Here is a 25,019-nt window from a genome sequence, read left to right on the forward strand (position 1 = left end):
CCTCTTCGCGAGCAGGCTCGCTCCCACATTTGATCGGAGGTGCACACAAACTCTGTGTTCACCACAAACCCCCTTGTGGGAGCGAGCCTGCTCGCGAATGCGTCAGATCTATCGACGCAATTTCGCAGTGTCTAGCGTTCGCGCATCGCCTCGGTCCGCGCCTTCAATACCGGTTTGAGCAGATAGTCCAGCACACTTTTCTCCCCTGTAATAATGTCCACCGTCGCCACCATCCCAGGGATGATCAGCAGTGGTTTCACATCCCCGCCCAAATGGTTTTTATCGGTGCGCACCTGAATCAGATAAAAGCTGTTGCCCTTGTCATCGGTAATCGTATCTGCACCGATCAGCTCCAGTTTGGCGCTCAGCCCACCATAAATCGTGTAGTCATAGGCACTGAACTTGACCATCGCCTTCTGCCCCGGATGCAGGAACGCGACATCCTGCGGCCGCACCTTGGCCTCGATCAGCAGATTGTCTTCCAACGGCACAATTTCGACCATGTCACTGCCCGGCTGGACCACGCCGCCGATGGTGTTGACTTTCATTTGCTTGATCACGCCGCGCACGGGCGATATGACCGTGGTGCGGGTCACTCGGTCATCAATGGCGATGCTGGTGGCGGTGATTTTCGACAGGTCGGTGCGTTTCTCATTCAGCTCTTTCGCCGCTTCCGAGCGGAAGGTTTGCTCTGACTCGTCGATCTTGCTGCGGATCTCGGCAATCGCCGATTCGGCGCGGGGAATGGCCAGCGTCGTCGCGTTCAACGAGCCTCGGATTTCTACCGCGCTGCGTTTGAGCCGGAGGATTTCCACGGGTGACACCGCGCCGGTTTTTACCAGCGGTTCGGACATGTTCATCTCTTGCTGGAGCAACGCCAGGCTGGAACTGAACTGGCCTTGCTTGGAACGAAACTCGGCAAGCTCCTGGGTTTTCTGTCGCAGTTGTTCGCTCAACGTGCGCTGCTCGCTGGCCAAGCGGCGTTGACGCTGTTCGTACAGCGAGCGTTCGTCTTCGGCGACCTGCGGTGCCTTGGCTATCACCTCTGCAGAGAGCTTGAACGGCCGGCCCTCGGCCTCCGCCGACAGCCGTTCGACCTGCGCCGTCAGCGCATAACGATCAGCCTCGCTTTCGCCCTTGTTCGAGCGAAAGCGCGTGTCATCCAGGCGCAGCAAGGTATCGCCCTTGTTCACCATTTGCCCTTCACGCACAAAGATCTCGGTGACGATGCCGCCCTCAAGGTTCTGGATCACCTGAACCTTGCTCGACGGAATCGCCTTGCCTTCGCCCATGGTCACTTCTTCGAGCACGGCGAACTTGGCCCAGACCACCGCGCTGATCAGCAGCGCCGCCGCCAGCCACACGGTGATCCGCGACCAGCGCGGCGAGTCCTGCAATGAAGCGCCGGCGGTTTCCGGCATGAATTCGGCTTCGGCGCTTTTGCCGAAACTGTCGAAGTAGCCGCGTTCTTTGCTATCGGTGGAAGCAGACATGGGGCAACTCCTAGACCGCCGCCGAGCCGACGCGGCCCTTGCGCAGTGCATCGATGACTGCTTCTTTCGGACCGTCGGCGACGACCCGGCCGTTGTCCAGCACCAGCAAGCGGTCCACCAGGCTCAGCATCGAGGTGCGGTGGGTGACCAGCAGCAGCGTCTTGCCCTGCACCCAGCCGTGCAGCTTCTGCCGCAGCAAGTCCTCGCTGCTGTTGTCCATGGCGCTGGTGGGTTCGTCGAGCAGCATGATCGGCGGATCGAGCAGCAGCGATCGCGCGAGCAAAACGGCCTGACGTTGGCCGCCGGAAAGCAATTGTCCGCGCTCGCCGACCGGTCGATCAAAACCTTGCGGATGCTGGCGAGCGAGTTCGGTAACGCCGGTCAGTTCGGCGACTTCGAGCATCCGCGAATCGCTGATGTAGCGTGCGCCGAGTGTCAGGTTGTCGCGCAGGCTGCCGGCCAGCAGCGGCAGGTCGTGGGCAACGTAACCGATTTGCTGGCGCAGGTCGGCGACATCGAGTTGGCGCAGGTCGAGGCCATCGAGCAGCAGTTGGCCTTCTTCGGGTTCATAGAAACCCATGACCAATCGCGCCAACGTGCTTTTGCCCGAACCGCTGCGGCCGATGATGCCGACCCGCTCACCGGGTTTCAGGCTGAAGCTGACATTGCTCAGCGCCGGCGCATTCTGGCCGTTGTAATGAAAGGTCACGCCGCTGACGTCCAGCGCACCTTGCAATTGCGTGCGCTCCAGCGGCCGCTGTTTGCCGTCGCGTTCCTGCGGCAATGCCATCAGCGCATCGGTGCTTTTCATGGTCAGTTGCGCTTGCTGATAGCGGGTAATCAGCCCGGCGATCTGCCCCAGCGGCGCGAGCACGCGGCTGCCGAGCATGTAACTGGCGACCAGTGCACCGACGCTGAGGTTACCGGCGATGATGCTGTAGACCCCGGCGACAATCGTCGCCATCCCCGAGAACTGCTGAATGAACAGCGTGCCGTTGGTGGCCAGTGCCGATAGATTGCGCGCGTGGCTGTCGAGGCGGGTAAGGGCGCCGTGGGTGCTTTCCCATTTGTGCTGGCGCTCGCTTTCGGCGCTGCAGGCCTTGAGGGTCTCCAGGCCACCGAGGGTTTCGATCAGCACCGCTTGGCGTTCAGCGCCGAGGCTCAGGCTCTTTTGCACGGTGTCGCGCAGGCGCACCTGAATGATCATCGCGAAGATGATTGTGATCGGAAAGGCCAACAGTGGAATCACCACCAGCCAGCCGCCGAGCAGGCCGATGACCACCAGCATCAGCACCACAAAGGGCAGATCGATCAGGCTGGTCAAGGTCACCGCCGTGAGGAATTCACGCAGGCCTTGAAAGTCATGAATGCTCTGGGCGAAACCGCCGATGGTCGCCGGGCGTGCCTTCATCGACATGCCGGTGATGCGTTCGAATAAAGTCGCGGAAAGGATCACATCGGTTTTCTTGCCGGCGGTGTCGAGCAGGTGCGCACGCACCACTCGCAACACCAGTTCGAAACCGGTGCCGATCAGCAGCCCGATCGACAGCACCCACAAGGTCGAGGTGGCCTGATTGGGCACCACGCGGTCGTAGGTCTGCATGACGAACAGCGGCACCATCAGGCCTAAAAGATTGATCAGGAAACTGGCGAGAATCGCATCGCTGTAGAGCCATTTCGACAGCTTCAGGGTGTCGCGAAACCACGCATGCACCCGTGGCACCAGCGGCGAGCGCAGGTCTTCGAGTTCGTGGCGCGGGCGCGCGAACAGGGCCTGGCCGCTGTAGTGTTCAGTGAGTTCGTCGCGGCTGATCCATTGTTCGCCGCCATCGGCTTCGCTGGGCAGGATCAGCGCTTTGCCGTCGTCGCCGAAACGGCGCAGCACGGCGGTGCGGCCGTCGTTGAGCAGCAGCAGGATCGGCAGATTGAGTGGTGAGATGTCTTTCAGCTCGCGGCGCAAAATGCGCGCCTGTAACCCGGCCCGGGCAGCGGCGCGGGGCAGCAGGTCCAGACTCAGGCGTTGTTTATTGAGGGGCAGCCCGGCACTCAGGCTGGCGCGACTGACCGTGGCGCCATGCAGTTTGCAGAGGATCAACAGACCGTCGAGTAACGGATCATCGAAGCTCAGCCGCGGATCGATCCCGGTGTGGCCGGGTTCCATGCTGGTCATATTGATCGCCTCTGTTGAACGGACTCTGGTTTGATCGTTCCCACGCTCTACGGTCGATGCGTGATCGTTCCCACGCTCCGCGTGGGAATGCAGCCCGGGACGCTCCGCGTCCCAAAGCGGACGCAGAGCGTCCATTGAGGCATTCCCACGCAGAGCGTGGGAACGATCAACATGGGACTTATTTCAGTTCCGGCAGGCGCGCTTCGTTTTTGACCTCAGTTGCGGCGATCGCATCGGCCGGCAGCACCACCCGTTGTTTGCTCAGCAACTGGCCCATGTTTGCCAGCACGCGGTACATCGAATATTCCTCGGTGTAGCGGATTTCGGTGTAGCGCCGGTTGGCGTTGTACAGCTCGTTTTCACTGTCGAGCAAATCGAGCAGGGTGCGTTGACCGAGGCCGAACTGATCCTGATAGGCCGCGCGTACGCGTTTGGTGGTTTCCGCATACTCGCGGGCGGTCGGGGTCTGTTTTTTCGCGTTGAGCATGGCGTTCCAAGCCAGGTGAATGTTCTCGTTCAACTGACGCAGGGCATTGTTGCGGATGTCCATCGCCTGGTTGATCTGGTGCGCGTCGGAGGCCAGTCGCGCCTTGTCGCTGCCGCCACGGAACAGGTTGTAGTTCATCACCACGCCCACGCGCCATTCGTTGTCGTGGCCTTCATCGCCCTGCACGTTGTTGTTCGCGCCGACGGCCGCTTCAGCATCGAAACGCGGATAGAACGGCGACTTGGCGACTTCGTACTGACTCTCGGCCGATTGCACGTCAGCCTGCGCGGATTTCAGGTACGGGTTGTTTTCGACCATGCTCTGCTGGGCTTCCGGCAGGCTGGTCGGTAACTCGCCACGGGTCGAGGCCGGGGTTTCCAGCTCATCGGGCATGCGCCCGACCACGCTGTAGAAGTTCGATTCGGCGTCGGCCAGATCGACTTCAGCGGTGTCGAGGTTGTTCTGTGCCAAGGCCTTGCGAGCGACCGATTGATCCGAGTCAGCGGTGCTGCCGACGCCACGCTCGGTGCGCAGACCGATCTGGTCATTGACGCGCAAATGCGCCTGCAGGTTGTTCTTGGCCAGGGTCACCAGTTCGCGACGCTTGAGCACTTCGAGGTAGACCTCGATGGTGCGCAGGGCCAGATCCTGGGCGGTGCCTTGCGCGTAGTACGCGCGTGAATTGGACACGCCTTTGGTGCGCTCGACTTCGTTGGCGGTGTTGAAACCGTCGAACAGCATCTGCCGCAGACGCAGCTCGGACTGGGTGTAATTGAGGATTTCGGTGTGGTGATTACCGAAGGCCCGGGTGTTGGTGTTGTCGCTGTAGCCACGCCCGTAGGCGGCGTTCAAATCGACGGACGGATAGAAGCCGCCCTTGGCCACTTTGACTTGTTCATCTGCCGACAGGCGCGCGTCCACGCGCGAGGCCAGTTCCGGGTGAGTGGCGATGGTGCTTTGAATAGCCTCGGTGAGGTTCATGGCCTGGGCTTGGGAAGTGCAAGCCATGGCCAGCAAAACCGCGCTGCAGAGGGGGGTTAGAACGCGCATGGGTGCATCTCCCTGAGTCCTGATGGTGTGTTACTGTCGCCAAATATTTGACGATATTTTTAGGTCTAAGCGTTTCACTCTTGTAACAACAGAGCTAAGAACATCCTGAAGCGTAGCTAAGAAAAAATTTTCATAAGGCTTATGCCGAAAAAAACTTATGCGCTTTGTAAAAACCGGCACATTGTTCAGCATGAAAGCCTTTGTTTTATGCGCTTTAGGGAGCGCAAAAAGGCTTGAGGAAAGTTCCATTCACTTTGCGACATACGGCGAAGTACTGCTGAAGGGGAGGGACGCGTAGCGGCTGAGGGGCGACAGATTTTTGTCACCCGAGTGATTCATCAGCGTTACGTAGCGTTAGTGGGCGTATGGCTTTGATCAGGATGCGGAAGTGCTTGATAGCACTGATGTTTCCGACAGAAGCCACCTGCGAAACGAACTGTCGAGGGTGCGAGCGTCCCCTCCGACAACCCGATTGAGCCATGGGCTGCTTCGCTTACCAGTGCCGACGGTGGTCGGCAGCGGAGGATTTCACATGGCAACGCTCATCGGCACAGTCACTAAAGTCATTGGCCAGGTTTTCGCCCAGTCAGCCGACGGCACTAAACGCGCACTGGTTGAGGGGGATCGCCTGGTAGCAGGTGATCAACTGATTACTGGCGCGGAAGGCGCGGTGGCGGTGAAGCTGGAAAACGGCAAGGAACTGACCCTCGGACGCGGCAGCAGCATGACCATGACCGGTGAACTGCTGGCGGGTCAGGCGGTGCATGTAAATGCCGCGGAGGCAGTGACCCCGAGCGACGCGCAGTTGACCGACGTCGAGCAGATCCAGAAAGCCATCGCCGCCGGTGATGACCCGACTAAAAGTGCCGAAGCCACTGCCGCCGGCCCGAATGCCCCGGGCGGCGCGCCAGGAGAGGCGGGCGGCGGCCACAGTTTTGTCCTGCTGACGGAAGTCGGCGGACGCGTCGACCCGATCATCGGTTTCCCCACCGCCGGTTTCGGCGGTATTCCCGAATTCCCTGAAGAACGCCACAACGCGGTGATCGACAACGGCGATGACACCCCGGCTGTCGTGGTGCCGCCACCGGTGAACAATCCGGTGACCCTCACAGGCCTGAACGTGGCTGGAGGGGAACTGAACCTCAGTGAAGCCAATCTGCCTGACGGTTCGTCGGCCAACCCGGGTGCACTGACGCAAAGCGGCACCTTCACGGTGTCGGCGCCGGACGGATTGACCAGCCTGAGCATCGGTGGCATCAACGTCATCGTTGGCGGTGTGCCGATCGGCTTCCCGCAATCGATCACCTCGCAACTGGGCAACACCCTGACCATCACCGGTTACAACCCGGCGACCGGCGTGGTCACTTACAGCTACACCCTCAACGGTAACGAAAGCCACGCGGCCGGCGACGGCGCGAACAATCTCAGCGAACAGTTCACGGTGATTGCCGGCGACAGCAATGGCGACACCGCGACCGGCACGCTCGACGTCAATATCACCGACGACGTCCCGAAAGCGTTCGATGACAGCAATGGCACGGCGTCAGAGACCCAGCTGACGCTGACCGGCAACGTTCTGACCAACGATGTGCAAGGTGCGGATCGCGTACCGAGCGGACCGGTAACCCCGGGCACGTTCTCCGGAACTTATGGCACCTTGGTGTTGAACGCCAACGGCACTTACACCTACACGCTAAACACCAACGACGCGGACTTCAAAAACCTGCACGGTGGCGGAAACGGCACGGAAACCTTCGCCTACACCATCACCGATTCCGATGGTGATACCAGCACTGCCAACCTCGTCCTGCAGATCCACAACAACGACGATCCGGTGGTCATCAATGGCCTGAACGTCGAGGGCGGCGAGCTGACGGTTTACGAGAAAAACCTCAGCGACGGCAGCACGCCGGACGCCACCGCGCTGACTCAAAGCGGCACGTTCACCATCACCGCGTTGGACGGTGTAACAACGCTGACCGTCGGTGGCATCGCCATTGTCACCAATGGCGTGGCCGCAGGCTTCCCGCAATCGATCACAACTCCGTTGGGCAGCACACTGACTATCACCGGTTTCAACGCCACCACCGGTGTAGTTAGTTACAGCTACACCCTGGTCGACAACGAAGCGCATCCCACCGCGAACGGCGCGAACAATCTGCCTGAGCAGTTCGCCGTCACCGTGGTCGATGACAACGGCAGCACTGCCAACGGCACGCTCGACGTGAACATCACCGACGACGTACCCAAAGCCTTTGATGACAGCAATGGCACGGCGTCTGAAACGCAACTGACACTGACCGGAAACGTGCTGACCAATGACGTGCAGGGCGCCGATCGTGTGGTGACCAACGAAAGTGCCGGGCCGATCACCGCCGGCACATTCACCGGCACGTACGGCACCTTGGTGCTGAATGCCAATGGCACGTACACCTACACGCTGAACACCAGCGATGCCGACTTCAAAAATCTGCACGGCGGCGGCAACGGCACAGAGACCTTCGCCTACACCATCACCGATTCCGACGGTGATACCAGCACTGCCAACCTCGTTCTGCAGATCCATAACAACGACGATCCGGTGATCATCAATGGCCTGGACGTGAATGGCGGCGAACTCACCGTCAACGAAAAAAACCTCAGCGACGGCAGTGCGCCAGACTCTACCGCGCTAACCCAAAGCGGCACGTTCACCATCACTGCACTCGACGGCGTGACGACCCTGACTGTCGGCGGCATCGCCGTGGTCACCAACGGTGTAGCCGCAGGCTTTCCGCAATCAATCACCACACCTTTGGGCAGCACGCTGACCATCACCGGTTTCAACGCCACCACCGGCGTGGTCAGCTACAGCTACACCCTGGTCGACAACGAAGCGCACCCAACCGCCGACGGCGCGAATAATCTGCCTGAGCAGTTTGCCGTCACCGTGGTCGATGACAACGGCACCACCGCCAACGGCACCCTTGATGTGAACATCGTCGACGATGTTCCCCAAGCGGTCGACGACGCCAATGGCACCGCCTCGGAAACCTTGCTGACGCTGACTGGCAATGTGCTGACCAACGATGTACAAGGCGCCGACCGCGTACCGACCGGGCCAGTCACTCCGGGCACATTCACCGGGACCTACGGCACGCTGGTGCTCAATGCCAACGGCACCTACACCTACACGCTGAACACCAGCGATGCCGACTTCAAAAATCTGCACGGCGGCGGCAACGGCACAGAGACCTTTGCCTATACCATTACCGATTCCGACGGCGATACCAGCACCGCGAATCTGGTTCTGCAGATCCATAACAACGACGATCCGGTGATCATCAACGGCCTCGACGTGAATGGCGGTGAACTCACCGTCTACGAGAAAAACCTCACTGACGGCAGCGCACCGGATTCCACCGCGTTGACCCAAAGCGGTACGTTCACCATCACTGCACTCGACGGCGTGACGACCCTGACCGTCGGCGGCATCGCCGTGGTCACCAACGGTGTAGCCGCAGGCTTTCCGCAATCCGTCACCACGCCATTGGGCAGCACGCTGACCATCACCGGTTTCAACGCCGCGACGGGCGTGGTGAGTTACAGCTACACCCTGGCCGATAACGAAGCGCATCCAAATGCCAATGGCGCGAATAACCTGCCTGAGCAGTTCGCCGTCACGGTCGTTGACGATAACGGCACCACCGCCAATGGCACGCTGGACGTCAACATCGTCGATGACCTGCCGAAGGCCAACGATGACAGCAACGGAACAGCGTCAGAAAGCCAACTGACCCTGACCGGCAACGTGCTGACCAATGATGTGCAAGGTGCCGACCGCGTACCGAGCGGACCAGTAACCCCCGGCACGTTCACCGGCACTTACGGCACCTTGGTCCTCAACGCCAATGGCACGTATACCTACACGCTTAACACCAATGACGCCGACTTCAAAAACCTCCACGGCGGCGGCAACGGCACAGAAACCTTCGCCTACACCATCACCGATTCCGACGGCGATACCAGCACCGCGAATCTGGTGCTGAACATCCACAACAATGACGATCAGGTCTATCTCAACGGCCTCGACGTCAATGGCGGCGAGCTCACCGTCTACGAGAAAAACCTCAGCGACGGCACCAGCCCCGACACTCCGGCGCTGACCCAGAGCGGCACCTTCACCGTCACCGCCCTCGACGGCCTGCAAACCCTGACTGTCGGTGGTATCAACGTGGTCACCGGTGGCGTGGCCGCAGGCTTCCCGCAATCGATCGTCACGCCACTCGGCAGCACGTTGACCATCACCGGTTACAACCCGGCCACCGGTGTGGTGAGTTACAGCTACACCCTGGTCGACAACGAAACCCATCCGAACGCCAACGGCGCCAACAGCATCACCGAGAACTTCAACGTGGTGGCGACGGACACCGATGGCAGCACGGCCAACGGCCAGATCAACGTCAACATCGTCGATGATTTGCCGAGCGCCCATCCTGACGCCGCATCGGTGGCGGAGGGCGGCACGGTCAGCGGCAATGTCCTGAACAATGACATCGGCGGCGCCGACGGCCCGGCTGTGACCGGTGCGGTGGTCGGCGTGCGCGCCGGCGCCGACACCTCAACCTCGGCTATTGGCGGCCTCAACAGCAACATCAATGGCACCTACGGCTACCTGACCCTGGACGCCAACGGCAACGCGGTCTATCACAGCAATCCCAACACTGTGAGCGGCCCGGGCGCGGTGGATGTGTTCACCTACACCGTGCGCGATTCCGACGGTGATGAAAGCACCACCACCATCACCATCGACGTCTACAACAGTTGCCTCAAGGCAGTCAGCGACACCGACGTCACCGTCTACGAAAAAGCCCTCGACCTGACCAAGGACGGCGCGGATCTGGCCGCCGGTACGGTCACCGGCAGCGACCCGACCAGCACCGGCGAAACCGCGTCCGGCACCCTGGTCGGCTCGGTCACCGGGGCGGTCGGCGCGATCAGCTATGCGCTGGTCGGCAGCGCCACCGGCAACTACGGGCAAATCGTCCTCAACCCCAACGGCACGTACACCTACACGCTAACCTCGCCGGCGAGCACCACGCCGCATGCCGACGATGGCGCCAACAGCCTGAGCGAAACCTTCACCTATCAGGCCACCGATTCGCTGGGCAACATCGTCACCAACACCATTGTTGTGAGCATCGTCGATGACGTGCCAAAAGCCGTGAACGACAGCAACGCCTACAGCGCCTCCGAAACGCAATTGATCCTGACCGGTAATGTGCTGACCAACGATGTGCAAGGCGCCGATGTGGTCGCGACCGGACCGAATGCCGGGCCGATCACGCCCGCCACGATCGTCGGGACTTACGGCACCTTGGTGCTCAACGCCAACGGCACCTACACCTACACGCTGGACGGCAACGACGCCGACTTCAAAGCGCTGCACGGCGGTGGCAACGGCACCGAGACGTTCACCTACACCCTGACCGATGCCGACGGCGACACCAGCACCGCCAACCTGGTGCTGAACGTCCACAACAACGACGATCCGGTGGTGCTCAACGGCCTCGACGTCAATGGCGGCGAACTAACTGTTTACGAGAAAAATCTCAGCGACGGCACCAGCCCCGACACCCCGGCGCTGACCCAGAGCGGCACCTTCACCGTCACTGCGCTCGATGGCCTGCAAACCCTCACCGTCGGTGGCATTGCCGTGGTCACCAACGGTGTGGCCGCAGGCTTCCCGCAATCCGTCGTCTCGCCGCTGGGCAGCACTTTCACCGTCACCGGTTACAACCCGGCCACGGGCGTGGTCAGTTACAGCTACACCCTGGTCGACAACGAAACTCACCCGAACGCCAACGGCGCCAACAGCCTCACCGAGAATTTCAACGTGGTGGCGACGGATACCGATGGCAGCACCGCCAACGGTCAGATCAACGTCAACATCATCGACGATCTACCGACCGCCAAACCTGACACCGGCTCGGTGGCCGAGGGCGGCACGGTCAATGTCAGCGTGCTGGGCAATGACACCAGCGGTGCCGATGGCGCCGCGACGGTGGTCGGCGTGCGTGCCGGCAGCAACACCGGCACTTCGGCCATCGGCGGCCTCAACAGCAACATCAATGGCAACTTCGGTTACCTGACCCTCGATGCGGCCGGCAACGCCGTCTATCACAGCAACCCGAACTCGGTGAGCCCACCGGGCGCCACCGATACCTTCACCTACACCATCCGCGACAGCGACGGCGATGAAAGCACCACGACCATCACCATCAACGTCGCTGACAGCAAACTGCTGGCCTCGGTCGATCAGGACGTGACGGTGTATGAGAAAGCCCTCGATCTGAGCAAGGACGGCGCGGATCTGGCCCCCGGCACGGTCACCGGCAGCGACCCGAGCAACACCGGCGAAACCGCCACCGGCACGCTGGTCGGCGCGGTCACTGGCGGCACGGGCGCGATCACTTACACCCTGGTCGGCAGCGACACCGGCAGCTACGGGCAGATTCAGCTCAATGCCGACGGCACCTACACCTACACGCTGACCTCGGCGCCGAAAACTTCGCCGAGCGCCAACGACGGTGCGAACACCCTTAGCGAAAGCTTCACCTACAAAGCCACCGATGCACTGGGCAACAGCACCACCAGTACCCTCGTGGTCAACATCGTGGATGACGTGCCAAAAGCCGTGGCGTCGGATCGTTCAGTAGCAGCGGTGGAGATCGATTCCAACCTGCTTATCGTCCTCGACATCTCCGGCAGTATGGCCGATGCCTCCGGTGTGCCGGGCCTGTCGCGGTTGGCGCTGGCCAAGCAGGCGATCAGCGCCTTGCTCGACAAGTACGACGACCTCGGTGATGTGAAAGTGCAGCTCGTCACCTTCAGCAGCAACGCCACTGACCGCACCTCGGTGTGGGTCGATGTGGCAACCGCCAAGACCCTGCTAGCCGGTCTCACCGCTGGCGGCGGTACCAACTACGACGCTGCCGTGGCGACCATGTACAACGCGTTCAACACCTCGGGCAAACTCACCGGGGCGCAGAACGTCGGCTACTTTTTCTCCGACGGCAAACCCAACGAGGGCGATATCGGTACTGCCGACGAAGCGACGCTCAAAGCCTTCCTTGATGCCAACAACATCAAGAACTACGCGATCGGCCTCGGCAGCGGTGTGAGCAACGCCAACCTCGACCCGCTGGCGTATGACGGCATCAGCCACACCAACACCAATGCGGTGGTGGTCACCGATCTCAACCAGCTCAACTCGGTGCTGTCCGGCACCGTGCAGGGCGCGCCGGTCACCGGTTCGTTGCTGGGCGATGGCGGTACCTTTGGTGCCGATGGCGGTTTCATCAAGTCCATCGTGGTCGACGGCACCACTTACACCTACGATCCGAAAGCACTCAGCGGCCAAGGCTCGCTGACGCCAAGCGGCGGTATCAATCACGGCACCTTCAACACGGCCAATAACACGTTGAGCATCGCCACCAATAATGGCGGCACACTGCTGATCAACCTCGACAGCGGCGACTACACCTACACCTCGCAGAAAACCACGGCGGTGGTCATCACCGAGAACATCGGCTTCACCGTCAGCGACAACGACGGCGATCTCGCCAGTTCGACGCTGACCGTGAAAGTCATCCCCAATGCGCCGCCAGTGGCCGTCGACGACCACGTCATCACCAACGTGCTCTCGGGCAACATCGTCGTGCCGGGCGAACTGCTGCTGGCCAATGACACCGACCCCAACGGCGATCCCCTCAACGCCACGCCCACCAGTTTCAACACCGGCTGGATCTCGAAAGCGGCGGATTTCACCGGCACCGGGGCGATCAACTTCACCGGCACCAACGTCAACACCGCCGCCAACCAGAACCTGGCCAACGTGCGCAGTTCGTTCAGCGCCAACGCTGCGACCATGACTGCCTTGCTGGTGGTCAGCGGCTATCTCGGTGCAGTGACCAACAGCAACGCCAACGATGAAGACCGCATCACCGTCAACCTGCGCCAGGGCGAAACCCTCAACCTCGATCACAACCTGGCGGCCGGTCAAGTCACCATGGAGTACTCGATCAACGGTGGCGCCTACATCGCGCTGGCGGATGGGCAAACCCTCACCGCGACGTCGGATGGGGTCTACCAGATCCACATCACCAACATCACCAACCCCACCGGCGGCGGTAACCCCAACGCGGCGGAAAACTATCAGCTGACCATGACCCTCAACTACGCCGGGGCGCATGACATCACCCCGGACTTCCACGGCAGCTACACCGCCAACGACAACCATGGCGGCAGCGATACCGCCAATGTGAGCATCAGCTATCAGGACGGCCACACCCTCACCGGCACCGCGGGGGATGACGTGCTGGTGGCCGGTAGCGGCGACAACATCATCAACGCTGGCGACGGCAACGATGTGCTGACCGCAGGCTCAGGCAATAACGAGCTGCACGGCGGCGCCGGTAACGATTTGCTCTACAGCGGCCCGGGCAACGATTTGCTCGACGGTGGCACTGGCAGCGACACCGCCAGCTACGCCCACGCCACCGCCGGGGTCACGGTCAACCTCGGTCTGCTCGGTGCGCAAAACACTCTCGGCGCCGGCACCGACACTCTGACCGGCATCGAAAACCTCGTCGGCTCGAACTTCAACGACACGCTGACCGGCGATAACAATAACAACGTGATCAACGGAGGCCTGGGCAACGACATCCTCAACGGTGGCGGCGGTGACGATCTGCTGATCGGTGGCATGGGCAACAACACCATGACCGGTGGTTCAGGCGCCGACACCTTCCAGTGGCTCAAGGGCAACAGCGGCCATGACCTGATCACCGACTTCACCCCCGGCACCGACAAGCTCGACCTGTCGCAACTGCTGCAGGGCGAAAATGGCACCACCGCCTCACTGGATGACTACCTGCATTTCACCGTCACCGGTAGCGGCGCCTCGGTGCTTACCAGTATCGACGTCAGCGCCATGGCCGGCGCAACGCCCAACCAGACCATCGACCTGGCCGGCGTCAACCTCGCCAGCCACTACGGTGTGACGCCGGGGGCGGGCGGGGTGGTGGCTGGCGGGCATGACACGGCGACGATCATCAGCGGGATGTTGAATGATCATTCGTTGAAGGTGGATACGGTGTAAGCGGCTTTTGATTCGCGCCTGAAACGACAAAACCCGCCGTCCCGGTTATGGGGCGGCGGGTTTTTTCTGTCTGATGGTATGGCGTTGCTCATTCGTGATCGTTCCCACGCTCTGCGTGGGAATGCAGCCCGGGACGCTCCGCGTCCCATCCAGAGCCGAACGCAGAGCGTGGGAACGATCGGTTGTCTGACCTACTGCGGCAACTCCAGATTATCCAGCACCCGATTCACCGCCAGTTCCCCGAGCATGATCAGTTGCGCGATCCCCAGCAGCGTCCTGCGCTGCGACGCGGGTATGAGGTGGGCGAAGTCATGGGCGATGGTTCTGGCTGAGGCGAGGGTTTCGCTGGCATCGGCCAGCAGTTCCTCGTTTTTGAAGTCTGCGGTCACGGCGTACATCCGGCGGGTCTTACGCGGTGGTGGCGTGGAGCCTGGTGGGCAGAGGTAGTGATCGAGGGCGCGGTCGGCGGCTTCGTGGAGTTTTTTTGAATCGAGGGATTCGTAGGGGGAGGTGGGGTCGGTTTCGGGTGGGTTGGGTGTTGGTTTGATCATGGTGAAGCTCCTATAAGAATGGAGCCGCCCAGAACTGTCGCTAAACAGGAAGGTGGCGGCTGTACGCAGGTTAGCGAACCGGTTATAGGCACCCGGCAGACCCGAGGGTCTCCCGCATACAGCCACCATAGCGAAGTTGCAGACATTGAATCTGCCACAAAGCATGGAGCGCTGATGCACCTATTACAGATTTGGGTCGCTAAACCCGATCGCTGACTCTTCAGCGACCGCACCACAATAGAACCCGACCCCAAGGCGCACAAGCCGGCGGATTCTGGCGTAGCTGTAGGCAAAGGCGCAAGAATTTGTAGCCTGGAAGGCGTGTCTGAAGGTGTCTTTTAAACAATGTTGTTTAAAGGCAAAGAGGCTCAGGATTTGCGCAAAGTCTTCTGGCGAAGGATATAAACCGTCACCAACACCGCGCTGGTCAACATGAACCCCCGCGCCCACGGCAACGGCACCAGGTAACACGAGAACAGAATGCTCGCCCACATCAGCCCGATCGCGTAGACCTTGCCCTTCAGTGGAATGCCGTTGCCATCAAGGTAATCGCGGATCCATGGCCCGAGTCGTGGATGTTCGACCAGCCATTGATAGAAACGCGGAGAGCTGCGCGCGAAGCAGGCTGCGGCGAGCAGAAGGAAAGGGGTAGTGGGCAGGACGGGCAGGAAGATCCCGATCACCCCCAATGCCACGCTGAGCCAGCCGACGGCCAGCAAGAAGTAGCGCAACATCAGGGGGCGGTTGCCTATGGGATTGTCCATAGGCCGGATCTTAGTGGTGACGTGGTTTGAGGATCGCCGGTTTTTCGTCGGGCGCCTGGCACAGCAGGTACAGCGCGGTCAGGGCTTCCGGGATCTGCACGATCATGTCGTCCATCAGGTTGGCGTCCTTGGCAATGTCTTCGAACTCGGGTTGTTCGTCGAACAGGCCCGAACCAACCATGATCGGCAGGAGCATTTCGCTGACTTCTTCTTCGGCGGTTTCGAACCAGGCCGCTTCACGCAGGAACACGCCTTCCATGAAGCCGATGCACCAGCCGCGCAGTTCGGAATCGTCCGGCTCTTCGCCCAGATCCAGATCGCAAGGCAGTTCGAATTCTTCATCCGAAGCCAGTTGACGGGCGATGTGGGCCTTGAGGCCGATCAGAGTGGCTTCGATCTCTTCGCGCTGGGCGTCGCTGCTGTAATGCGGCTCTTCAGCGAACAGGGCGTCGATCCACTCACGCTCCGGTACGTCTTCTGCGCAGATCGACAGTGCGGTCAGGTAGCCGTGAGCGGCCACGTAATCCAGCGCTTCGTCATGCAGTTCGTCGGCGTCGAGGAAAACTTGCAGGCGGGTCAGTTGCTCAGCGAAGGACATTACGGGGCTACCTTGGGGAATAAACAATGCGGGAATTCTAGGCCTTCTTGCGCGCTCAAGCCAGCCGCATGGCAGATTTGACCTGCCATACCCTGCATACACCCTGTAGGAGCTGCCGAAGGCTGCGATCTTTTGATTTGCTTTTAATAAAGACAAGATCAAAAGATCGCAGCCTTCGGCAGCTCCTACACAGGTATCAGCGATTGTATCGACGGGTGTCGCCCTGTGCAGGGGAGGGCTCGGGTATACTGCCGCGTTTTGCGATCCCTGCCCGCCTTGCGGCTGTCGTGCAATGCGCTCTTACGTTTTGTTTAAGCAGCCGTGGCTGTTCTGAACCAGCCTGCGCAGGGATGTATCGGTAGATTTTTGGAGTTTTTATGCTCGAACAGGCTCAACGCGTCCTCAAGGACATCTTCGGCTACGACAGTTTCCGTGGCCGTCAGGGTGCAATCATTGAGCGCGTGGCCAGCGGCGGTGATGCGCTGGTGCTGATGCCTACCGGTGGCGGCAAGTCCCTGTGCTTTCAGGTGCCGGCGCTGCTGCGCGATGGTCTGGCGGTGGTGGTGTCGCCGCTGATCGCACTGATGGACGATCAGGTCGCTACCCTCGAAGAGCTGGGTGTGGCCGCTGCCGCGCTGAACTCCACCTTGAGCGCCGAACAGCAGCGCGACCTTGCCGCACGGATCAAGCGTGGCGAAGTGAAAATGTTGTATCTGGCGCCCGAGCGTCTGGTACAGCCACGCATGCTGTCGTTCCTGCAAGGCTTGAACATTGCGTTGTTCGCCATTGATGAAGCGCATTGCGTATCGCAATGGGGTCACGATTTCCGTCCGGAATACCTGCAACTGGGTCAATTGGCCGAGATGTTTCCCGACGTGCCGCGCATCGCCTTGACCGCCACCGCCGACAAGCGCACCCGCGAAGAAATCGTCACGCGTCTGCATCTGCAGAATGCCGAGCGCTTCCTGTCGAGCTTCGACCGCCCGAACATCTTTTACCGAATCGTGCCCAAAGAGCAGCCGCGCAAGCAGTTGCTGGCGTTTCTGGCCGAACGCCGTAGCGACGCGGGCATTGTGTATTGCCTGTCTCGCAAGAAAGTCGAAGAAGTCGCAACGTTTTTGAGCGAGCAGGGTTTTCCGGCACTGCCGTATCACGCCGGTCTGCCCAACGATTTGCGTGCCTTCAATCAGAAGCGCTTCCTCAATGAGGAAGGTCTGATCATGGTCGCCACGGTGGCGTTCGGCATGGGCATCGACAAGCCCAACGTACGCTTCGTTGCGCACCTCGATCTGCCGAAATCCCTTGAGGCGTATTACCAGGAAACCGGGCGCGGCGGCCGTGACGGCCTGCCGGCGGATGCGTGGATGGCTTACGGTCTGCAAGACGTGGTGATGCTCAAGCAGATGCTGCAGAACTCCGAAGGTGATGAGCGGCACAAGCGTCTGGAGCAACACAAGCTCGACGCCATGCTGTCGCTGTGTGAAGAAACCCGTTGCCGTCGTCAGACCCTGCTGGCGTACTTCGATGAAGACATGCCTGAGCCGTGTGGCCATTGCGACAACTGCGTCGATGGCGTGCAGACCTGGGACGCCACCGAGCCCGCACGTCAGGCGTTGTCGGCGATTTTCCGTACCGGCCAGCGGTATGGCGTTGGCCATCTGGTCGATGTGCTGCTGGGCAAGGACAACGAAAAAATCCGCAGTTTCGGCCATCAGCACCTGTCGGTGTGGGGCGTCGGTAAGGCGTTGAGCGAGAGCGAATGGCGCTCGTTGTTCCGTCAACTGGTCGCGCGGGGTCTGGCGGATGTCGATCACGAGGGTTATGGCGGCCTGCGTCTGAATGACAGTTGCCGGCCGTTGCTCAAGGGCGAAGTCACGCTGGAGTTGCGCCGCGACCTCAAACCCCAGGTTACCGCCAAAACCGCCAGCAAGAGCCCGGCCAGCCAACTGGTGCGCGGCGAAGAGCGCGAACAGTGGGAAGCCCTGCGCGCGCTGCGGCGCAAACTGGCCGAAGAACATGGCGTGCCGCCGTACGTTATCTTTCCCGATTCCACGTTATTGGAAATGCTCCGCAGCCAACCGACTTCGCTGGCGGAAATGGCCCGTGTCAGCGGTGTCGGCGCACGCAAACTGGAGCGCTATGGCGATGCCTTCCTCGAAGTGCTCGGCGGCGAGGTCGAGGCGCCGAAAGCGGTGGCCGATGTGCGCCACGAACTGATTACCCTGGCTCGGGCCGGCATGACGCCGCTGCAGATCGCCGGTCAGTTGCAGTGCTCGGAGAAGAACGTCTACACCATGCTTGCCGAGGCGATCGGCAAGCAGCAGTTGTCGCTGGAACAGGCGCTGGATTTGCCTGAAGAATTGATGGGCGAAGTGCAGGACGCGTTCCTCGATGGCGAAGGCGAGTTGCCGTCGGTCGCCGAAGTCGCCGAGCTGTTTGCCGGGCGTGTGCCGGAAGGCGTGCTGTATTGCGTGCGGGCTGCGTTGCAGTCGGAATTCGAGATGTAATTTGGCCGTACCCCTCATCGGAACGCCGCGCGCCCAGCCCTCCCGAAATTGATCTGGCTTAATGATTCTGGACACCCCTAAAGGGCGGTAATCTACGCCCAACGACGAGGTGTGATTTGACCAGACGCTATTTTTCGACAGATTTCAAACGGGACGCGGCTTGCCTGGTTTTGGATAAAGACTATTCGGTGAGCGAAGCCTGTGAAGCAATGGGCGTGGGCCCTACAGCTCTGCGCCGCTGGGTTGAGCAACTGCGTGCGGAGCGCAGCGGCAAGACGCCTGAGAAGTCCAAGGCCATGACCGTTGACCAACAACGCATTCAGGAGCTGGAAACAACAATCCGACGGATTGAGCGCGAAAAGGAAATTTTAAAAAAGGCTACAGCTCTCTTGATGTCGGATTCCCTCGATCGGTAAGGCTGGTCGAGGAGTTAAGCGAGCAATATCCAAGATCCGAGTTGTGCGTCGTATTTGGAATCAGCCGCAGCAGTTATTACGAGCGTCTGAAACAGCGGGCGAAAGTGGATGTCGAGCGCGATCGCCTAAAGATCAAGGCTGCTGAATTACATGAGCAAAGTCGCGGCTCAATGGGCGCGCGCAGCCTGTCAAAAGCGCTGTGTAACGAAAAAGAGTCGGTAGGTCGTTACATGGCTCGTAGCCTGATGCGCGAGCTCGGTTTGAAGAGCCAGCAACGGCGCAGGCATCGTTACAAACCTAGCGGCGCGGAGGCTCAATACGCCCCCAATCATCTGGAGCGTAAATTCAATGTCGAGGCCCCCAATCGAGTGTGGTGTGGCGACGTGACTTACATTTGGGCCGGTACTTACTGGGTTTATCTGGCTGCTGTACTTGATCTGCATGCCCGCCGCATCGTCGGCTGGGCGATGTCCAGAAGTCCGGATTCAGCTCTGACCTGTCGAGCGTTAAAGATGGCTTTCGAGTCGCGAGGACGCCCTGAAAACCTAATGTTCCATTCGGATCAGGGCTGTCATTACAGCAGTAAAATGTTTCGTGAAACGCTGGCGGACATGCGCATAAAACAAAGCATGAGTCGACGAGGAAACTGCTGGGATAACGCCCCGATGGAGCGTTTCTTTGGCAGTTTGAAATCTGAATGGATACCCAAGGCTGGCTACCGAAACGAAGATGAGGCCAGTACCGATGTGTTGCGCTACCTGACCCATTATTACAATCGGATCAGGCTGCACAGTTACAACGGATATCGGACTCCGGTAGCAATGGAAGCCTTGGCAGCATGAGAAATGACCTAAACCCTATAACTTTGTCCAGTATCGTTTGACCAGATCAAACGTCGGACCGCCCCGAGGGAGAGGGGGCCAACCGAGGTGTCTTGCGTTATACATCGACCTGAAAAATCGAGTCGATTATGGGTTCAGCGCCGATGTACCACGTCGGCGTAATTCCCAAATATTCCCCAATCAGTCCCCTCTCCCTCCGGGAGAGGGTTAGGGTGAGGGGCTTTCAAGATGTAACGATTCAGTACAGGCCGCCACTTGCCTATAACTGCAGCTCATGCTTAGCTGGCTAATAATTAGATTTTCTTTATTTTCAGTCTAACCGTGAGTGTTTTATGCCGTTAACCGATCAACACCGCTTTGGCATGCAACTGGCCCAGATGTCCCGTGGCTGGCGTGCCGAACTGGACCGCCGACTGGCCGGGCTGGGTCTGTCCCAGGCGCGCTGGCTGGTGCTGCTGCATCTGGCGCGCTTTGAAGAAGCGCCGACCCAACGTGAGTTGGCGCAGAGTGTCGGCGTCGAAGGTCCGACACTTGCGCGCTTGCTCGATAGTCTGGAAAGTCAGGGCCTGGTGCAACGCCAGTCCGTGATGGAAGACCGCCGGGCGAAAAAAATCGTCCTCTGTGCGCCGGCCCTGCCGCTGATCGAACAAATAGAAACCATTGCCACACAACTGCGTCACGAACTGTTCGAAGGCGTCGACGAGGCGGATTTGAAGGTGTGCATGCGAGTTCACGGGCACATTCTGGCCAACCTGGAAAAATCTTGAGGCACATCCACGTGCCGTATCTTTGAGAGATCGCGCTGAGCCGACTATAAGAACTACTGGGCAATATCGTGTTCGTACCGGATGTGCGAACGCATAGAAGTCGGTTTTGCTTATTTAAGGGATGCTCATGCTCGCAAGTCGGCACGTGGTACTGCGCGGTGGCGCCAAATGGTTGCTGGTCGCTGGCGTTTTCAGTTATTCGGCCTGGTCGATGGCCTTGGGGCTGGGTGACATCACTGTTCACTCCGGCCTCAATCAGCCGCTCAAGGCCGATATCGCGTTGGTCGATGTCGGCGGGCTGACGCAAAACGATCTGGCGGTGCGCCTGGCCACGGCGGATGAGTTCGCCGAGGCCGGGGTCGAACGGGTGTTCTTCCTCAACGACCTCAAGTTCATCCCGATCCTGCATGGCAATCGCCAGATGATCCGGGTGACCTCCAGCAAACCGGTCAACGAACCCTTCCTGAATTTCCTTGTGCAGCTCGATCAACCCAATGGCCGTTTGCTGCGTGAGTACACGGTATTGATTGATCCGCCGGGTTCACCGGGTATTGTGCCGGCCACCGATGAGCCGGATCCGCGTGCGCAATCCTCCGCGTTTCCCACTGTCGAGCCTGCTGTGGCGGCGCCGCAGGCACCTCAGGCCAAGCGCGATACGGCGCCAATGGCTGCGCCCGCGCCTGCCAACGATGCGTTGGCCAAGCAATTGGCCGCCAGTGTGTTGTTGAGCCAGCAACTGCAGAAGACCGTCGACGAACTCAACACAAAACTGCAGACACAGGATGTGCAGATTGCCGATGGCAAGAAGCAGATCACTGACCTGCAAACGCGCCTGGTCGAACTTCAGCAAGCGCCGCCACCGACCGTGGGGACACCGGCACCTGCTCCGGCACCGGTTGTGCTGCCGGTTGAATCCAGCGATGACGCTTTGAACTGGCCATTGCTCGGTGGTTTGTTGCTGTTGCTGGGGGCTCTGGCCGGGTTGTTGATCCACCGTCGCCGGCAACAAGAGGTACCCACCGACGAGCCGTTGCCGCTGTTGCCGTTGGATAATGAGCCGGACGTAGCTGAAGCCGCAAACGCAGAACCCGTCAGATCTCAAGCTTCAGAACAACACCGTGAAGAACCGGCGGCAGGCGATGTGCTGGAGGCGGTGGGGATCTATCTGGCCTATGGCCGACTGGGCGAAGCCGCCGGGCTGCTGCGCGATGCCTTGGACAAAGAGCCGGAGCGCAGCGATATCGGTTTGCAGTTGCTTGAAGTGCTGGGGCGCCAGGGTGACAGCGCTGCGTATGAACAACAGGAAAACCGTTTGCGTGAGCTGGGCGTGGATGCCCAGGCGTTGCAGGATACGCGCGCCCGACATCCGAAGCTGGTGGGTGCCGCGCCATTGGCCACGCTACCACCGCTTGTTGCGGCGGCCCCTATCGTTGCTGCGCCACCGGCGGCGGAAGATGATTTCGAGTTGAATCTGGGCGAGCTGTCGATGGATTCCAGTTGGGATCTGGAGGACAGTCGCCCGGCCACGGTGGAGCCGCCGGCGGACACTTCGGCCCTCGGTTCCGGCCTGCAAGTACTGCCGCAGGATTTTGAATTGCCAGAGGCGGCCAGTGAGGACGCCGAACTCGAGTGGATCCCTGAATCGGGCTCCGAGCCGCTGGATGAAGATTTTCTCAATGAGTTTGCTGATGCCGAGCCGTCACTGGGGTTGCAACCGCTGGACTTGCAGACACCAGAGCCAGTACACGACGAAAATTCCGGAAAGCTCGAACAGGCGCAGACGTGCATTGACGACGGCGATATCGACAGTGCGATTGCGCTGCTCAATGAATTGCTCAAGGAAGGGGATGAGCCGTTGAAGCAAACGGCGCGGACGTTGCTGGCGGGGATTCGCTGATCCCCGATTGATTTGCGGTGGCGCTGATATCGCTTCGCAAGCAGGCTCACTCCTACATTGGAATGCGTTCCCCCGTGGGAGCGAGCCTGCTCGCGAAGACGGATTGTCAGGCGACCTGATCAGAAGGTCTGCCCCAGATTCAGGTACACCGCCTGCTCATTCGCATCATTCAAGCCATAACTGAAATTCAACGGCCCCAGCGGCGTGTCAAACCCGATAAACACGCTTGCGGCGTTAATGTAGCCACTGTCGAACTCATTGTCGTTGTTCCACGCTCGTCCACGCTCCAGCGAGGCGCCGGCATACAGCGGGAAATCCAGCGGCAGATACGAACGGGGCGTCAACCGGCGGTAGTACACCGCGCGCATCAGGCTGATGTTCTGTCCGGAAATCGCGTCCTCACGGAAACCCGAGAGCTGCCGCGCACCGCCGAGGAGGAAACTCGATGTCACCACGTTGGCGTCATCCAGCGTGCGCCCGTAGCGCCCACCGAGAATCAGCGTATCCGGGCCATGGCTCATGGCTTTGTCGATTTTCAGATCCCACTGTCGATAACGCGTGTCCGAGCCCAGGCCCGGTTCGAACTGCGTCAGCGTCAGGCTGACGTCCTTGCCTTCGTGAGGGAAGTACACGTTATCCAGCGAGTCGTACGAATACTTCAGCGCGTAGAAGCCTTCGTTGAAGTTCTCGCTCGGCAGATCCTGATCGCCAATGCGCACATCAGCCTTGCCCCACGCCTCGCCGACGCCGAAACGCACTTCGCCGTTGTTGCCGATCTGTCGGCCGAAGTTGAGGCCGAAGCCGTAGCGCTCGACGCGGTATTGCGCGATCGGATCGTTGTCGAGCACCGCTTCAACGTTCTGCGCTTCGAACGAGGCGTACGGTGCGACGAAGTAACGCGATCCGACGTCCAGCGGTTGATAGAACTCGGTGTACAGCTCTTGTTTGTCGCCGATCTGCGCACGGGTCAGCCATTCCGCGCCGAGGCGGTTGATGCCGTTGATGCGGTAGCTGGCGCCGAGATTGAAGGCGCTGTCGCCGCGCATGTCATCCGACAGATTGAGGCCGACCCGCAAGTAATCGGTGCCGCTGCGCTTGCCCCGAGCGCTGATCACCAGTGTGTGATCCTCGCCCTTGTGCACCACGCGGTATTGCACCTGCTCGAAGTAGTCGAGGCCATACAAAGTGCCCATGTCCGAATGCAAACGCCCCAGATCCAGCGGCTCGCCGATGTGCTGGCGGATGTAATAGCGAATGACATCGTCGTCGACCTTCGAGTCGTTCTCGACGCGGATCGCGGTGATGATCGGCGTACGCTGCCCCGGTGAGCGTGCAGCGTCCAGTTCGGCGTCCTGAGACACGTCGGGTTTGAGCTGAGCGAGCCGCGCGTCGAGGATTCGGGTCGCCCGGTAACCGGCGTCGATCATGTCCTGGGCTTTACCGAAATCAGTGACACCGAATGCCGCCAGCGCCGGCTGGATCAGCACATCGGAGGGTTTCAGCGCGGCCAGTTGTTCTTCGGAGTTACTGCGGGTCATCAGGGTGATCGACTGGTTCAGCACATCGACTACGGTGGTCAGTTGTTTGCGATTGCGCAGCGGTGTGCCGATATCGACGACGATGGCCACGTCGACGCCCATTTCCCGCGCCACATCGAGAGGAATGTTGTCGGTCATGCCGCCGTCCACCAACAGCCGGCCATCGAGTTCGACCGGGGCGAATACCGCCGGGATCGACATGCTGGCGCGGATCACCTGAGGCAAATGACCTTTGCGGAACACCACTTTTTCGCCATTGGAAATGTCGGTGGCGACGGCGCGGAAGGGGATCGGCAGTTTGTCGAAATTCCGGGTGTCGCTGGTATGCGCCAACAGACTTTCCAGCAGCAGCGCGAGGTTCTGGCCCTGAATCACGCCCAGTGGCAGGCCGAGACTGCCGTCGTCGCGAAAGCTCAGTTTCTGTTTCACCAGGAAGTCGCGGTCATCCTGCTTGCGTCGAAAGGGCACGTCTTCACGCGGTGGGGCGTCGGACAGCGCGGCTTGCCAGTCGATGTTCAGCGCGAGTTTTTCCAGCTCATCGATCTTGTAACCCGAGGCGTACAGGCCACCGACCACCGCGCCCATGCTGGTGCCGGCGATCGCATCGATCTTGATGCCTTGCTCTTCCAGCGCCTTGAGTACGCCGATATGCGCCAGCCCGCGCGCGGCACCGCCGGACAGCACCAGGCCGACCTTTGGTCGTGACGCCTCACTGGCATGGACAAGCAGAGGAAGGAAACCAAGCAGCAGGCAGAACAGCAGACGGCGCATTGTGAGTCTCGGGGCAAGCGTTAAAG

General features: G+C 60.3%; 12 protein-coding genes. 5 read left to right on the top strand and 7 right to left on the bottom strand.

Annotated elements, in window-relative coordinates; genetic code table 11:
• Positions 1-131 precede the first annotated feature (131 nt).
• The 3 genes from ACRRSD_RS22745 to ACRRSD_RS22755 form a co-directional block, all read right to left on the bottom strand.
• Positions 132-1,493 carry an HlyD family type I secretion periplasmic adaptor subunit gene (locus ACRRSD_RS22745; RefSeq protein WP_122844940.1) on the bottom strand — a complete coding sequence of 454 codons (1,362 nt, stop codon included), beginning with the start codon at positions 1,491-1,493 and terminating at the stop codon, positions 132-134.
• Between the two features lie 10 nt (positions 1,494-1,503).
• Entirely contained in the window at positions 1,504-3,663 is a 2,160-nt protein-coding gene (locus ACRRSD_RS22750) for a type I secretion system permease/ATPase (protein WP_122600192.1), read from the bottom strand.
• 178 nt (positions 3,664-3,841) lie between these two features.
• Positions 3,842-5,200: a TolC family outer membrane protein gene (locus tag ACRRSD_RS22755; RefSeq protein WP_435035470.1), complete on the bottom strand. Its 1,359-nt coding sequence runs from the start codon at positions 5,198-5,200 to the stop codon at positions 3,842-3,844.
• A gap of 532 nt (positions 5,201-5,732) precedes the next feature.
• Here ACRRSD_RS22755 and ACRRSD_RS22760 point away from each other — a divergent pair.
• Positions 5,733-14,342, top strand: coding sequence for a retention module-containing protein (locus ACRRSD_RS22760; RefSeq protein WP_435035472.1), 8,610 nt, complete (start codon positions 5,733-5,735; stop codon positions 14,340-14,342).
• Between the two features lie 191 nt (positions 14,343-14,533).
• Here ACRRSD_RS22760 and ACRRSD_RS22765 read toward each other — a convergent pair whose 3' ends face one another.
• The 3 genes from ACRRSD_RS22765 to ACRRSD_RS22775 all read right to left on the bottom strand — a co-directional run bounded on the left by ACRRSD_RS22765 (position 14,534) and on the right by ACRRSD_RS22775 (position 16,255).
• Complete coding sequence (locus tag ACRRSD_RS22765; RefSeq protein WP_435035474.1) at positions 14,534-14,893, bottom strand: DUF6124 family protein; 360 nt, start codon at positions 14,891-14,893, stop codon at positions 14,534-14,536.
• Positions 14,894-15,261: 368 nt separating this feature from the next.
• A complete protein-coding gene (locus ACRRSD_RS22770; RefSeq protein WP_435035475.1) occupies positions 15,262-15,657 on the bottom strand; it encodes a YbaN family protein in 396 nt (131 codons plus the stop codon).
• 10 nt (positions 15,658-15,667) lie between these two features.
• Positions 15,668-16,255, bottom strand: coding sequence for a UPF0149 family protein (locus tag ACRRSD_RS22775; RefSeq protein ID WP_435035476.1), 588 nt, complete (start codon positions 16,253-16,255; stop codon positions 15,668-15,670).
• Positions 16,256-16,632: 377 nt separating this feature from the next.
• Between ACRRSD_RS22775 and recQ the strand changes: the two genes are divergently transcribed.
• From recQ to ACRRSD_RS22795, 4 genes are all read left to right on the top strand, one after another.
• Positions 16,633-18,762: a DNA helicase RecQ gene (gene recQ / locus ACRRSD_RS22780; protein ID WP_223025336.1), complete on the top strand. Its 2,130-nt coding sequence runs from the start codon at positions 16,633-16,635 to the stop codon at positions 18,760-18,762.
• 116 nt (positions 18,763-18,878) lie between these two features.
• Positions 18,879-20,020, top strand: a protein-coding gene (locus tag ACRRSD_RS22785) for an IS3 family transposase (protein WP_435034309.1) whose coding sequence is annotated in 2 segments (ribosomal slippage) — positions 18,879-19,140 and positions 19,140-20,020 — 1,143 coding nt in all. Because the reading frame shifts where the segments join, the coding sequence is not laid out codon by codon here.
• 332 nt (positions 20,021-20,352) lie between these two features.
• On the top strand, positions 20,353-20,787 hold the full coding sequence (locus tag ACRRSD_RS22790; RefSeq protein WP_007919713.1) for a MarR family transcriptional regulator: 435 nt from the start codon (positions 20,353-20,355) through the stop codon (positions 20,785-20,787).
• Between the two features lie 127 nt (positions 20,788-20,914).
• Positions 20,915-22,684 carry a FimV/HubP family polar landmark protein gene (locus tag ACRRSD_RS22795; protein WP_435035477.1) on the top strand — a complete coding sequence of 590 codons (1,770 nt, stop codon included), beginning with the start codon at positions 20,915-20,917 and terminating at the stop codon, positions 22,682-22,684.
• A gap of 119 nt (positions 22,685-22,803) precedes the next feature.
• On the opposite strand, the gene ACRRSD_RS22800 is transcribed toward ACRRSD_RS22795, so the two are convergent.
• Positions 22,804-24,993, bottom strand: a complete 2,190-nt coding sequence (locus ACRRSD_RS22800) for a patatin-like phospholipase family protein (RefSeq protein WP_435035478.1) — start codon at positions 24,991-24,993, stop codon at positions 22,804-22,806.
• Positions 24,994-25,019: the final 26 nt, after the last annotated feature.

The sequence above is a fragment of the Pseudomonas neuropathica genome (assembly GCF_051174785.1).
Lineage (GTDB): Bacteria > Pseudomonadota > Gammaproteobacteria > Pseudomonadales > Pseudomonadaceae > Aquipseudomonas > Aquipseudomonas neuropathica_A.